The 13342-nt window shown below is 62.9% G+C and carries 17 protein-coding genes; 15 read left to right on the top strand and 2 right to left on the bottom strand.

Features of this window, described 5'->3' with window-relative positions:
- The first annotated feature begins 42 nt into the window (after nucleotides 1-42).
- From ASB58_RS18865 to ASB58_RS18795, 15 genes are all read left to right on the top strand, one after another.
- A complete protein-coding gene (locus ASB58_RS18865) occupies nucleotides 43-1029 on the top strand; it encodes an NAD(P)H-dependent flavin oxidoreductase (RefSeq protein WP_118131976.1) in 987 nt (328 codons plus the stop codon).
- Nucleotides 1029-2510 carry an AMP-binding protein gene (locus tag ASB58_RS18860; RefSeq protein ID WP_118131975.1) on the top strand — a complete coding sequence of 494 codons (1482 nt, stop codon included), beginning with the start codon at nucleotides 1029-1031 and terminating at the stop codon, nucleotides 2508-2510. Before ASB58_RS18865 ends, ASB58_RS18860 begins: the two co-directional genes overlap by 1 nt.
- Before the next feature lie 113 nt (nucleotides 2511-2623).
- Nucleotides 2624-3097, top strand: a complete 474-nt coding sequence (gene nrdR, locus ASB58_RS18855) for a transcriptional regulator NrdR (RefSeq protein ID WP_083728108.1) — start codon at nucleotides 2624-2626, stop codon at nucleotides 3095-3097.
- Complete coding sequence (gene ribD / locus ASB58_RS18850; RefSeq protein WP_118131974.1) at nucleotides 3090-4220, top strand: bifunctional diaminohydroxyphosphoribosylaminopyrimidine deaminase/5-amino-6-(5-phosphoribosylamino)uracil reductase RibD; 1131 nt, start codon at nucleotides 3090-3092, stop codon at nucleotides 4218-4220. Before nrdR ends, ribD begins: the two co-directional genes overlap by 8 nt.
- Before the next feature lie 12 nt (nucleotides 4221-4232).
- Nucleotides 4233-5489 carry a sodium:proton antiporter NhaD gene (nhaD, locus tag ASB58_RS18845; RefSeq protein WP_118131973.1) on the top strand — a complete coding sequence of 419 codons (1257 nt, stop codon included), beginning with the start codon at nucleotides 4233-4235 and terminating at the stop codon, nucleotides 5487-5489.
- A gap of 27 nt (nucleotides 5490-5516) precedes the next feature.
- Nucleotides 5517-6179 carry a riboflavin synthase gene (locus ASB58_RS18840; RefSeq protein ID WP_118131972.1) on the top strand — a complete coding sequence of 221 codons (663 nt, stop codon included), beginning with the start codon at nucleotides 5517-5519 and terminating at the stop codon, nucleotides 6177-6179.
- Nucleotides 6180-6202: 23 nt separating this feature from the next.
- Complete coding sequence (ribBA, locus tag ASB58_RS18835) at nucleotides 6203-7297, top strand: bifunctional 3,4-dihydroxy-2-butanone-4-phosphate synthase/GTP cyclohydrolase II (protein ID WP_118131971.1); 1095 nt, start codon at nucleotides 6203-6205, stop codon at nucleotides 7295-7297.
- A 195-nt stretch (nucleotides 7298-7492) separates the two neighbouring features.
- Entirely contained in the window at nucleotides 7493-7969 is a 477-nt protein-coding gene (ribH, locus tag ASB58_RS18830; RefSeq protein ID WP_096006228.1) for a 6,7-dimethyl-8-ribityllumazine synthase, read from the top strand.
- Entirely contained in the window at nucleotides 7969-8445 is a 477-nt protein-coding gene (gene nusB / locus ASB58_RS18825; RefSeq protein WP_065335955.1) for a transcription antitermination factor NusB, read from the top strand. Before ribH ends, nusB begins: the two co-directional genes overlap by 1 nt.
- Nucleotides 8446-8455: 10 nt before the next feature.
- Nucleotides 8456-9451 carry a thiamine-phosphate kinase gene (gene thiL, locus ASB58_RS18820; protein WP_118131970.1) on the top strand — a complete coding sequence of 332 codons (996 nt, stop codon included), beginning with the start codon at nucleotides 8456-8458 and terminating at the stop codon, nucleotides 9449-9451.
- On the top strand, nucleotides 9444-9938 hold the full coding sequence (locus ASB58_RS18815; RefSeq protein ID WP_096006225.1) for a phosphatidylglycerophosphatase A family protein: 495 nt from the start codon (nucleotides 9444-9446) through the stop codon (nucleotides 9936-9938). The genes thiL and ASB58_RS18815 overlap by 8 nt, the downstream gene beginning before the upstream one ends.
- Before the next feature lie 32 nt (nucleotides 9939-9970).
- Nucleotides 9971-10636: a retropepsin-like aspartic protease family protein gene (locus tag ASB58_RS18810; RefSeq protein WP_096006224.1), complete on the top strand. Its 666-nt coding sequence runs from the start codon at nucleotides 9971-9973 to the stop codon at nucleotides 10634-10636.
- Between the two features lie 134 nt (nucleotides 10637-10770).
- Nucleotides 10771-11394, top strand: a complete 624-nt coding sequence (ribA, locus tag ASB58_RS18805) for a GTP cyclohydrolase II (protein WP_118131969.1) — start codon at nucleotides 10771-10773, stop codon at nucleotides 11392-11394.
- Entirely contained in the window at nucleotides 11387-11812 is a 426-nt protein-coding gene (locus ASB58_RS18800; protein WP_118131968.1) for a hypothetical protein, read from the top strand. The genes ribA and ASB58_RS18800 overlap by 8 nt, the downstream gene beginning before the upstream one ends.
- Complete coding sequence (locus ASB58_RS18795; protein WP_118131967.1) at nucleotides 11813-12622, top strand: ABC transporter substrate-binding protein; 810 nt, start codon at nucleotides 11813-11815, stop codon at nucleotides 12620-12622.
- 49 nt (nucleotides 12623-12671) lie between these two features.
- Here ASB58_RS18795 and ASB58_RS20095 read toward each other — a convergent pair whose 3' ends face one another.
- Complete coding sequence (locus tag ASB58_RS20095; protein ID WP_181977980.1) at nucleotides 12672-12809, bottom strand: hypothetical protein; 138 nt, start codon at nucleotides 12807-12809, stop codon at nucleotides 12672-12674.
- 27 nt (nucleotides 12810-12836) lie between these two features.
- Nucleotides 12837-13340, bottom strand: coding sequence for a glycine-rich domain-containing protein (locus ASB58_RS18790; protein WP_118131966.1), 504 nt, complete (start codon nucleotides 13338-13340; stop codon nucleotides 12837-12839).
- Between the last annotated feature and the right edge of the window lie 2 nt (nucleotides 13341-13342).

The raw sequence follows: 13342 nt of genomic DNA, 5'->3' as shown, positions 1-13342 counted from the left end.
TTTTATAGTCCATGAACAATCACAACACACAGGAGCGCACGCATGAGTCTGCCCGCCGTTCTGCAAGGCAATCTGAGCCTGCCGGTCATCTGTTCCCCGCTGTTTATCATCTCCAACCCGGATCTGGTCATTGCGCAGTGCAAGGCCGGGGTTGTGGGTTCCTTCCCGGCGCTGAATGCGCGTCCTGCCGAGGTGCTGGACGAGTGGCTGCAGCGCATCGCCAGCGAGCTGGCGGACTATAAGGCGGCCAACCCGGACGCGGTGGTGGCGCCGTTCGCGGTCAACCAGATCGTGCACGGCAGCAATGACCGTCTGCAGCATGACGTTGAGCTGTGCGTGAAATACAAGGTGCCGATCATCATCACCAGCCTGCGCGCGCCCAACGAGGTCGTCGGGCCGATTCACAGCTACGGTGGTCTGGTGTTCCATGATGTGATCAACGTCAAACACGCCAAGAAGGCCATTGAGGCCGGTGTTGACGGCCTGATTCTGGTGTGTGCGGGCGCGGGTGGCCACGCCGGTCAGCTCAGCCCCTTTGCCCTGGTGTCTGAAATCCGCGCCTTCTACGACGGCCCGATCATCCTCTCCGGCTCTATCGCCAAGGGCGAGCAGATTCTCGCGGCCCAGGCCATGGGGGCCGACCTCGCGTACATGGGCACCCGCTTTATTGCCACGCACGAAGCCAACGCCGATCCGGCTTACAAGCAGATGCTGGTCGATACCAGCGCTGACGATATCGTTTACAGCAACCTGTTCACCGGCGTGCACGGCAACTACCTCAAGCCGAGCATCGTCAACGCCGGCATGGACCCGAACAACCTGCCCGAGGGTGACAAGAGCACCATGAAGTTCGGCTCCGGCGGCAGCAGCAAGAGCAAGGCCTGGCGCGATATCTGGGGCGCAGGTCAGGGCGTGGGCAGCATCGGCAAGGTGACTTCAACCGCCGAGGCGGTTGCCCAGCTCGAGCGTGAATACCATGAGGCGCAGCAGCGTCTGGCGGCGATCTCCACACCTTACGGAGCACGCTGATGAGCGCTGAACTCATCTGCGGCAACCTGCGTCGCAGCGGTGATGAGGTGGCCGAGCGCGCGCTGCGGCTGGCGGGTGGTCTGGCGCGCCTGGGCGTGGCAGACGGTGATGTGATTGCCGTGATGCTGCGCAACGGCCCGGTGTTTATCGATGCCATTCAAAGTTGCCAGACGGCCGGCTGTTACTACTGCCCGATCAACTGGCACTTCAAGGCGGACGAGGTGGCGTACCTGCTGAACGACTCGGCCGCCAAGGTGCTGATTGTCGAGGCCGACCTGCTGGCGTCCCTGGACGATGCCGTCCCCGCTGGAGTGGCGGTGCTGGTGGTCGATGGCGGCGCCGGCGAGCCGCGCGACTACGAGCGCTGGCTTGCACAGCAGGCGCCCTATGACGGGCCTGAGCGCACGCCGCGCGCCCACATGGCCTACACCTCCGGCACCACCGGGCGGCCCAAGGGCGTGGTGCGCCTGGCACCGCCGCCAGAGCTGCGCGCTCAGATGGCTGAAGGTATGCGCGAGCTGTGCCGCATCGCCTGGGGCATTACGCCCGGTGTCCGCGCCATGGTGACCGCGCCGCTGTATCACAGCGCCCCCACGTCCTTCACCCAGCAGGCCATTCAGCAGGCACAGGTGCTGGTGGTGATGCCGCGCTTCGACGCCGAGCAGGCGTTGGCGCTGATCCAGCAGCACCGCATCGAGGTGGTGTATCTGGTGCCGATCATGTACGTACGGCTGCTCCGTCTGCCCGAGGCCGTGCGCGCCAAATACGACCTGTCGTCGGTGCGCTTTGTCGCCTCCACCGGCGCCCCCTGCGCCCCAGAAGTGAAGCAGGCAATGCTCGATTGGTGGGGCGATGTCATCTTTGAAACCTACGCCTCCAGCGAGACCGGCATGGTGACCCTGCAGGACCCGCAATCCGCCCGTCGCAAGCCGGGGAGTGTGGGCCGGCCGATTGCGGACACGCGCATTCGTATCGTCAGCGAAGACGGCCGCGAGTGTGGTGTAGGCGAGCCGGGCGTGATCTACGTGCGCCAGCCCATGGTGCCGGACTTTACCTATCTGAATAACGAGGCCGCGCGCAGTAAGGCCGGGCTGGACGATCTGGCCACGGTGGGTGACATCGGCTATCTGGACGCCGAAGGCTATCTGTACGTCTGTGACCGGCAGTCGGACATGGTCATTTCCGGTGGCGTAAACATCTACCCGGCGGAAATTGAGCATGTGCTGATCACCCTGGAGGGGGTCACTGATTGCGCGGTGTTCGGTGTGCCGGATGCCGAGTACGGTGAGTCGTTGATGGCTGTGGTCGCCAGCCCCGGCGGGCAGGTCAGTGCCGCTCAGGTACAGGCGTTTATCCGCAAGCACATGGCCGGCTACAAGGTGCCCAAGCGGGTGGAAGTGGTCGACAGCCTGCCGCGCGATGACAACGGCAAGGTGGCCAAGCGGCGGCTACGTGACAGCTGGTTGCAGGCCTTGGCCTGATACGACCCAGGCCGCCATCCGACGGCGGCCTGGGTAATAAACTGATACATTTTATCCCCGGCCTACAAAGGAGTACTATGTAGGCCGTTTTTTATCCGCTCGGGAAATCCTGCATGCATTGTCCGTTCTGTGGTGCCCATGACACCAAGGTGATCGACTCGCGCCTGGTAGCCGAAGGTGATCAGGTGCGTCGGCGCCGCGAATGCCTGGCCTGCCAGGAGCGCTTCACCACGTTCGAGACGGCAGAGCTGGTATTGCCCCGGGTGATCAAGCAGGACGGTCGCAGACAGCCTTTCGACGAAGACAAGCTGCGCGCCGGTTTCCAGCGCGCGCTGGAAAAGCGCCCGGTCAGCGTCGAGCAGATCGAAGCCGCTATCGGCCATATCAAGCACCGGCTGCGTGCCACGGGCGAGCGTGAGGTCAAGGCCATGACCGTCGGCGAGATGGTGATGCGCGAGCTCAAGCAGCTCGATGAAGTCGCCTACATCCGCTTTGCCTCCGTGTATCGCCGCTTCCAGGATCTGAATCAGTTCCGTGAAGAAATCGAGCGCCTGTCGCGCCGCGAGCAGGACGACAGCGATGCCTGAGTGGAGCGCTGCTGACCGCAGCTGGATGAGCCGTGCACTGATGCTGGCCGAACGCGGTCTCTATACCACCGAGCCCAACCCGCGCGTCGGCTGTGTGCTGGTGGTCGATGGCGAAGTGGTCGGCGAGGGCTGGCACGTGCGCGCGGGTGAAGGGCACGCAGAGGTCAACGCCCTGGCCCAGGCCGGCGAGCGCGCCCGCGGCGCCACCGCCTATGTCACCCTTGAGCCCTGCAGTCACTTTGGCAAGACCCCGCCCTGCGCCGATGCGCTGATCAAGGCCGGTGTGGCGCGCATGGTCGCGGCCATGCAGGACCCCAACCCCCAGGTGGCCGGCAACGGCCTGCAGCGGCTGCGTGAGGCGGGTATCGCGGTCGAGTGCGGGCTGCTGGAAGATCAGGCGCGGGCGCTCAACCCCGGTTTTATCAAGCGCATGCAGCAGGGCTTGCCCTGGGTACGCGTCAAGCTGGCGATGAGCCTGGACGGGCGCACCGCCATGGCCAGCGGCGAAAGCAAGTGGATTACCGGGCCGGCGGCCCGGGCCGACGTGCAGCGCCTGCGGGCGCGCAGCGGCGCGGTGGTCAGCGGTGCCGATAGCGTGCTGCTGGATGACTCGGCGCTGACCGTGCGCGCCAGTGAGCTGGGGCTGCCGCCAGACGAGGCGGCGGCCGCCGCCGAGCGACAACCCCTGCGCGTGCTGATCGACAGTTTGCGCAGGGTGCCGTTGGAGCAACGTTTTTTCCGTGAGGCAGGCCCCACGCTGGTGATCAGTACCAGCGCCGAGCAGGCTGCCGATGATTATCTGGCCGTTGGCAGCGAGCTGCTGGCGGTCCCCGGTGCCGACGGCAAGGTCGATCTGCACGCCGTGTTGCGGACCCTCGCCGAGCGCGGCTGCAACGAGGTGCTGGTCGAGGCTGGCGCCGGGCTGTCGGGCGCCTTCTGGCGTGCCGGCCTGGTCGATGAACTGATTGTGTATATGGCGCCGCGCCTGCTGGGAAGCCAGGCGCGGCCCCTGATGCAGCTCCCCTTCGAGAGCATGAGCGAGGCGATGGACGTCGCCGTCACCGATATGCGAGCCATAGGCCAGGACTGGCGCATCACTGCACGCCCGATTTTTCCTTCCTGAGAGTGTTAGCAAATGCAAAGCAGCGTACAGATACTGCTCCTGGCGATGGCAGTGGTCGCCTTTTTGGGCGTGGTGCTTGAAGAAGTCATTCATGTAAATAAGGCCAAGGTGGTGCTGCTGTTCGGCGCGCTGTCCTGGCTGGTGCTGTTTATTGCCGCGCCGAGCGACGCCGTTCGCGGCGAAGTGCAAAAGGCGCTAAACGAAAACATCACCGATATCGCCAGCCTCTGGCTGTTTCTGCTGGCAACCATGACGTTTGTGGCTTACCTGAACAAGAAGGGGCTGATCGAGAACGTCATTTACCGCATCCTTCCCGGCCGCATCACCGAGCGCAAGCTGTTGTTTTTGACCGGCGGCTTCTGCTTTGTGTTCTCCTCGATTGCCGACAACATCACCGCCACTCTGGTGTCGGTGGCGCTGGTGCTCAGCCTTAACCTTGAGCTGCGCAAGATGCTGCGCTTCGCCACCTTGGTGGTGTTCGCGGTGAACTCCGGCGGCGTGGCGATGATCACCGGTGACGTGACCACGCTGATGATCTTCATGGCCGACAAGGTCGAGATCACCAACCTGCTGCTGCTCAGCGCCCCGGCGCTGCTGGCCGTGCTGCTGCTGGCGGCGCTGCTGTCGATCGGCATGGGCGATGAGGTGATCATCGAGCGCAGCGAGCTGCACGAGCTGCGCGGTGTCGATCAGGTGATTGGCGGGCTGTTTCTGGTCACCATTGTGGCGACCATTCTGCTCAGCCTGTTCTTTGCCATTCCGCCGGTGCTGACCTTCCTGACCGGCCTGGCGCTGATGTTCCTGATTGCGCGCTTTTTCAACGAAGACATCGACAACGATCCGATTCTGGAATACATCCGGGTGATCGAGTTTGAGACCTTGTTGTTCTTCCTCGGCGTGCTGCTGCTGGTCGGTATGCTGCAGTACATCGGCACGCTGCAGAGTCTGACCTCGCTGTATGACCTCATGCCGCCGATGGCCGCCAACTTCCTGATGGGCATGCTCTCGGCGCTGATCGATAACGTGCCGCTGACTGCTGCACTGCTGAAAGCGGACCTGCACATGAACGTCGCCGAGTGGATGGGGCTGACCTACGCTGTTGGTGTGGGTGGTTCCCTGCTTATAATTGGCTCCGCTGCCGGTATCGTTGCCATGAGCAAGATGCCCGGCCTGACATTCATGACCTACCTGCGCAGCTTTGGACTGTTGCTGATGGCCTTCGCCTTCGGCTTTGTCGCTGTTTACGGTCTGGGTCTGCTGGTCTCCTGACCGGCAACGGCAAAAACGAGGCAATTCATGTTTACCGGTATTATCGAAGCGGTTGGCCAGATTCAGAGCATGCAGCCCCAGGGCGGTGATGTGCGTCTTTACGTGCGCACTGGCAAGCTGGATCTGGGCGACGTCAAACTGGGCGACAGCATCGCGGTCAACGGCGTCTGCCTGACGGCCATTGAATTGCCCGGTGACGGCTTCTGGGCCGATGTCAGCCAGGAGACCATTCGCCGTACTGCCCTGGCGTCACTGAAGCCGGGCAGTCGGGTCAACCTGGAAAAAGCCCTGACGCCGACCACCCGGCTCGGTGGCCACCTGGTCAGCGGCCATGTCGACGGCGTCGGTAAGGTACTGTCGCTGCACCAGGATGCCCGCTCCTGGCACTTCCGTGTGGAAGCGCCGGCCGAGCTGGCGAAGTACATCGCCGAAAAAGGCTCGATTACCGTTGATGGCACCAGTCTGACCGTCAACGCAGTGGAAGGCGCTGTCTTCCACCTGAACATTGTTCCGCACACCCTGCAGGAAACCGTCATGGGCGACTACCAGCCCGGCACCATCGTCAATCTGGAAGTGGACCTGATCGCCCGCTATCTGGAGCGTCTGCTGCTCGGCGAGAAGGCCGCAGAGCCGACCGCTGGCGGCATCAGCATGGCCTTTCTGGCCGAGAACGGTTTCCTCAAATCCTGATTAACCTGCCCCCGGAGGGCCGGATGAAACTCAACAGCATCGAAGAACTGATCGAAGATATTCGCGCCGGCAAGATGGTCATCCTGATGGATGACGAAGACCGCGAGAACGAAGGCGATCTGATCATGGCCGGTGAAGCCTGTCAGGCTGAGCACATCAACTTCATGGCGCGCTACGGCCGTGGCCTGATCTGCATGCCGATGAGCCTGGAGCGCTGCGAGCGCCTAAAGCTGCCGCTGATGGTGCAGCGCAACGGCTCGGGTTTTGGTACCAAGTTCACCGTGTCCATCGAGGCGGCGGTTGGCGTCAGCACCGGCATTTCCGCCGCTGACCGTGCACGCACTGTGCAGGCTGCCGCGGCTGCCAATGCCGTGGCCGAGGACATCGTCAGCCCGGGCCACATCTTCCCGCTGATGGCCCAGCCCGGTGGCGTGCTGGCGCGTGCCGGCCACACCGAAGCCTCCTGTGACCTGGCCCGTATGGCCGGCTTTGGCGAGTCGGCGGTGATCTGCGAGATCATGAACGACGATGGCAGCATGTCCCGTCGCCCGGAGCTGGAAGAGTTCGCCAAGCAGCACAACATCAAGATCGGCACCATTGCCGACCTGATTCACTACCGCCTGCTCAACGAGCGCACGGTTGAGCGCGCCGAAGAGAAGCTGCTGAGCAGCGAGCTGGGCGAGTTCAATCTGGTGGCCTACCGTGACCGCACCGATGATGTCGTGCACATGGCGCTGACCCTGGGCGACATCCAGCCCGAGGAGCCGACGCTGGTGCGGGTACACAATGTCGACCCGCTGCGTGACTTGTTCCTGGTGCCCGAGCCGGGCCGCTGGAGCCTGCAGGAGGCCATGCGCCGTGTGGCGGCTGAAGGGCGCGGTGTGGTGCTGCTGCTGGGTAATCAGGTTAATGCCGAGGCGCTGCTGGACCACGTGGCCAACCTGGGCGAGGGCAAGCCGGTGGCTCGCCGTCCTACGACCTACAATACGGTTGGGGCCGGTTCGCAGATTCTGCGTGATCTGGGCGTGCGCAAGATGCGCCTGCTGTCTGCGCCGATGAAGTTCAACGCCATATCCGGCTTTGACCTGGAAGTAGTAGAATACCTGCCCTGCGATTGACCAATTTTTTAGAAAACGTAGGCGAGGCAGCCAGCGCAAGGCAAAAACAGGCGAAGAAGCGGAGTTTACGAGTTGTAAATGAGCATTCTGAGTCTGTTTTTAACGCAGCGATGGCAACGCAGCTAGTTTTCTTCACCCATTTGATTTACGGCAGCGCCGAGAGCCCTGCCGGTTCTTTACACAGAGAGAGTGCCCATGACTGCTATCCGTACCATCGAAGGCGATTTTGTAACTGGCCAAGGCCGCTATGCACTGGTTGTTGGCCGGTTCAACAGCTTTGTCGTCGAGAGCCTGGTCGAGGGCGCTGTAGACTCACTCAAGCGCCACGGCGTGAAAGAGTCCGACATCACCATCATCCGCGTGCCCGGCGCCTTTGAAATCCCGCTGATGGTCAAGAAAGTGGCCGACCTCAAGCAATACGATGCCATCGTGACCCTCGGCGCGGTTATCCGTGGCGGTACGCCGCATTTTGAATACGTTGCCGGTGAATGCGTGAAAGGCGTTGGCGCGGTATCGCTGGAATACGGCATCCCGGTTGCCTTTGGCGTACTGACGGTTGACAGCATCGAGCAGGCCATCGAGCGCTCCGGCACCAAGGCCGGCAACAAGGGCGCAGAGGCGGCCATGTCTGCCTTTGAGATGGTCAGCGTGATCAAGCAGCTGGAGGCCTGATGGACGGTCAGCAGAGTTCTGGCACCGCCGGTCGCCCCAAGGCATCGGCCCGTCGCAAGGCCCGCAGTCTGGCTCTGCAGGCGCTGTATGCCTGGCACATGGCCGATTTGCCGATCTTCGACATCGAGGCGCAGTTTCGTACCGACAACGACTTCAGCAAGGTGGATGGCGCCTACTTCCACGAGCTGCTGACCGGCGTGCCGCGCAACCTCGGCGACATCGACGGTGAGCTGGGCGTGGTGCTGGATCGCGATATCAAGGAGCTCGACCCTATCGAATTGGCGGTCCTGCGTCTGGGCGTGTACGAGCTGCTCAAGCGCATCGACGTGCCGTACCGCGTGGTGATCAACGAAGCCATCGAGCTGGCCAAGTCCTTTGGCGCCACCGACGGTCACAAGTACGTCAACGGCATCCTCGATAAGCTGGCACCGCGTTTGCGCAAGGCTGAGGTCAACGCTGCCCGCAAGGGACGTTGATCGCCCGGCCATGGCGCTGGACGAGTTTGACCTGATTGCCCGCTACTTTCGCACCGAGCGACTGCAGCGGGCCGCAGCCAGCGGGGCGGTCGCCCTGGGCATCGGTGACGATGCCGCGCTGCTGCAACCGGCTGCTGGTCAGCAGCTGGTCATTTCTACCGACACCCTGGTCGAGGGTGTTCACTTCCCCGTCAATGGACCCCCCGCCGAGCTGGGCTACCGCGCCCTTGCCGTAGCCGTCAGCGATCTTGCTGCCATGGCCGCCGAACCTCTGGGCTTTACCCTGGCGCTGACCTTGCCGCAGGCCGAGGCGGGCTGGTTGCAGGCGTTCTCTGCCGGCCTGGGCGATGCGGCGCGCGATTGTCGTATCAACCTGATTGGTGGCGATACCACCCGTGGCCCCTTGAATATTGGCGTCACGGTCTTCGGCCAGGTGCCTGCCGCTCAGGCGCTGACCCGCAGTGGCGCGCGGCCCGGAGATCTGCTGTGCGTTGGCGGTTGTCTGGGTGACGGTGCCGCCGGCTTGGCTGTCGTGCTGGGGCAGGCTCTGCCTGCTGGGTTGCCCATGGCCGAGCAGAACTACCTGCACCAACGCTTCTGGCGCCCATTGCCGCAGTTGGCATTGGGCGCCTTGCTGCGCGGTCACGCCAGTGCCGGACTGGACGTCTCCGACGGGCTACTGGCCGATGCGGCGCATATCGCCAAGGCCAGCGGCGTGTGCCTGCAGATCAACGGCCCGCAACTACCCATGTCCGATGCGCTGCGCAGCTGGCCAGAACGTCAGCAACTGGACTGGATGTTGCGCGGCGGGGATGATTACGTACTGCTTTTCACCCTACCGCGCGCTGCGCGGGGGCAAATCCAGCGCTGGCGCCAGGCCGGTCAGCGGGTCAGCGTGATTGGTCAGGTGCAAGCCGGGCAGGGTGTGCAGCTGGACCTGGGGCTCGGTATGCGGCCAGTAGACGGCCCCGGTGGTTATCAACATTTCAGGAGTCAGGATGACTGACACGCACGAATCCACACCCGCCTCGGTGTGGCGCAACCCCATCCACTTTCTCGCCTTCGGTTTTGGCAGCGGCGCCATTCGGCCCGCGCCCGGCACCTGGGGCACGCTGGCGGCGCTGCCCTTTGTGCTGCTCTGGCAACAGCTGCCACTGGGCGGCTATGCACTGGTTATTCTGCTCTCCACGCTGCTGGGTATCTGGTTGTGTCACCGCACCGCAGCGGATCTGGGGGTGCACGATCACGGCGGCATCGTCTGGGACGAGTTTGTCGGTCTGTGGATTGCGCTCTGGCTGGCGCCAACCGGCTGGGCCTGGCTGCTCGCCGGCTTTGCGCTGTTCCGCCTGTTCGATATCTGGAAGCCCTGGCCGATTGGTTGGGTCGATCGTCGGGTTGGCGGCGGGCTGGGCATCATGCTCGATGATGTGATTGCCGGCGTCATGGCGCTGCTGGTGCTGTTGCTGGGCGAGTGGCTATTGGCTATGGTGTAGCCCTCCTCTGGCATTGCGGAAAGGATATCTCAATGGCTCAACCACGCAGAACTTCTCCTCTGGCAGCCCTGCTGGGCTGCTCTCTGCTGCTGGGCGCCAGTGCGCTGCAGGCGGCGTCCGATGTTCGGGTGGTGGGTCTGTTCCCCAATGCCGCGGTGGTCAATATCGACGGCGCGCGCCACATGCTGCGTGTCGGCAAGCCCGCCGTGCAGGGCGTCGAGCTGGTCGCCTCTGACAGTAACACCGCCACGCTGCGCATCGACGGCCAGACCCGCCAGTTCGGCCTGCAACGCGAGTACACCGAAGGCTTTGCCCAGACCGAACGGCAGCAGGTGAGCATCCCGCGTGGCGAGGGCGGCCACTTTCGGGTGACCGGTTCCATCAACGGCCACCACACCGTCTTCATGGTCGATACGGGCGCCACCAGCGTCGCCATGAACGCCAACCAGGCGCGGCGCATGGGTATTGATTACCAGCTAATCGGCACGCCGATTCGCGCCACCACCGCCAGCGGTGCGGTCGATGGTTATCGGGTCTCGCTGGCGCGGGTCAAAGTGGGCGAAATCGAGCTGACCAATGTGCAGGGCGTGGTGCTCGACGGTGCCTATCCACTGGACGTGCTGCTGGGTATGAGCTGGCTCAGCCGGGTGCGCATGGACGAGCGCGACAATCTGTTAATGCTTGAGCGCAAGTTCTGAGCGCAGAGCCGGCTCGGTTCAGCGCACTCTTGGGCATTCACCGCAACTATCCAGGCAACGCACAGATCGCCCACGCGGCCTTCTCCTGCTAATATGGCAGCCCTTTTTTTGCAAAGGCTGTACAGGAGACCGGTGTGACAGTCACCTTTGTTGCTTCATCTCAGCTGCCCACCCAGTGGGGAACATTTACCATGCACGGCTTCCTGGAAGAAGCGACCGGCAAGGAGCATGTGGTGCTGACGATGGGTAATGTGTCTGATGGCCAGCCGGTCCTCGGGCGCCTGCACTCCGAATGTCTGACCGGCGATGCGCTGTTCAGCCTGCGCTGTGACTGCGGCTTTCAGCTGGAAGCCGCGCTCAAGGCTATCGCCGACGAAGGTCGTGGCGCGCTGCTGTACCTGCGCCAGGAAGGCCGTGGCATCGGTCTGATGAACAAGATCCGCGCCTACCACCTGCAGGATGGCGGCGCCGATACCGTCGAAGCGAACGAACTGCTGGGCTTTGGCGCCGATCAGCGCGACTACGGCATCTGCAAGCCGATGCTTGATCATCTGGGCATCACCAGCCTGAAGCTGCTCACCAACAACCCGCGCAAGGTCAAGGCGATTCAGGGCTTTGGCGTTGAGGTGGCCCAGCGTCTGCCGCTGCAGTTTGGCAAGAACCCGCACAACGCCAAGTACCTGGCCACCAAGGCCGGCAAGCTGGGCCACATGCTGGGCCAACTGCACCAGGCTGAAACCGAGCCCGGCGATGTTTGATCCCAAACCCCACTGGCGCACCCTGCGCAGCGTCTGGCGTATGCTCAGCGCTGCCGTGTTGCTGCTGCCGATTCTGCTGGTCATGGTGCTGGGCGACTGGAACGGCCTGTTCGACGCCGCTGCCGTACCGCTGTTCGCCTTCGGCATGGCCACGCTGTTGCTGACGCTGTGGCGCTTCCGGCTGTACAAGCGCGCGCTGATTCGCGTCGATGCGCTGGGCACCAGCGATGAAGCCGCTGGCGCCTGGGCCAGCCTGCATCGCCTGCAGAGCCTGGGCCTGAGTGCTGCGGCCCTGCCGGCGCTGGTCGCGCTGGTGCACTACTTCTGTGTGGGCGAGATCATCCCGCTGGTGCTGCTGGTGATCGTCAGTCTCGGTGTCATGCTGCTGTACCGTCCGCCGTCCGCCTGGGTCGACTGAATGCGCCTGCTGGCCGGCCTTTGCCTGCTGTGCTGGCTGGCTGCGCCGCTGGGCGCCGCCGAACGGGTGGTCAGCATTGCCCCCTTTCTGACCGACATGGTGTTGCAGCTCGATGCTCGCAGCCAACTGGTGGGTGTGCTGGATGACGGTCAGCTGCACGGCGAACTTGATAAGGTCGCACGCGTTGGCAGCTACGGCACACTGTCTGCCGAACGCATCGTAGCCACACACCCTGATCTGGTGCTTGCCTGGACCAGCGGTAACCCTCCGGCACTACTTGAGCGCCTGCGCAGCTGGAATATCCCGGTTGCCGAGTTTGACCCCCAGCGGCTCGATGATATCGACGACATGACCCTGCAACTGGGCGAGCTGCTCGACCGTAAAGCGCAAGCCGCCGCACTTGCCAGCAGCTTCAACAGCCAGCTTGATCAACTGCGCGCGCAGCAGGGCGCAAACCCGCCACGCGTGTTCCTGCAGCTCTGGGATAACCCGCTGTACACCGTTGCCGGCGATCAACTGCTGTCCGACGCCCTCAGCCTCTGCGGCGCCGACAACGTTTTCGCCGATCTCACCGGCCTGGCCCCGCAGGTAGGCCGCGAAGGGGTGCTGGTCGCCAACCCCGACACCATCATCGCCCTGGCCGACGCCGGCATCACCGCCGAGCGCTGGCTCGACGAATGGCGCCGCTTCCCGCAACTGGCCGCCGTTGAACAGCAACGCCTGTACGTGCTGGACAGCGACCTGCTGGTGCGCCCGACGCCGGCGATTATTGATGGGGTGGGGCGGTTGTGTGAGTTGGTGAGGCGATAAAAAGGCTACCGGAGCGACTCCGGTAGCCTTTGGCTAACCTGCGCCTAGGTTAACTCTTCTTTTTTGCTGGGTTGTTGCCGCGACCGCTACCGGACTTGTTCCCCGTCTTACTCGGCAGGTTAGGCACGTTGGTTTTATTGCTCGGTGCTGATGTGTTGCTGTTTTTGGCAATAGTTTGCTTTTGCATGTTGAAGTCTCCGGGTTTTAGGAATGCTTACTTACAGGCGCCTTCCACGCGACAGGCGCATTCTGTCGGTACATGACAAGCATGGTCCTGGCAGCGCATTGCTTGTTCTTCCTTGCCGCCACCGGGGTAGGCGCCGAAGTGTTCAACGTAGAGGGCTGCGGTATGAGCGAAGGCGTTCTTCAGGTTCTGATAATCTTCCTCGCCGTAGATGCCGAAGTACGGGTAATGGTCAATAAAGCGGCCAAATACCTGATGGCAGTCTTCACGATACGCACGTGTGTCCAGAATGTGGGCATGCCAGATCGAGTCGATCTGTTTGCTTGGCACCAGCGAGACAGACGGATAAAGGCTTTTCAGGGTCAGAAAACGACGATATTCAAGCTCTGCCGCATCCCACTGCTCAGCCGTCATTTCTGCTTCTGATGACTGGGTGTACTTGTGTTTTAGGCGTGCAAAGTCTAGTTTGCTGATCTCGAGGTTGAGACCATCGGCGTCCAGTAATGGTTTTTTCAATGCAATGATTGCAGTCATGG

Source organism: Pseudomonas abyssi, from assembly GCF_003444685.1.
Lineage (GTDB): Bacteria > Pseudomonadota > Gammaproteobacteria > Pseudomonadales > Pseudomonadaceae > Halopseudomonas > Halopseudomonas abyssi.
Note: the sequence above shows the minus strand (reverse complement) of the source record. Positions and strands in the feature narration are given on the sequence as shown.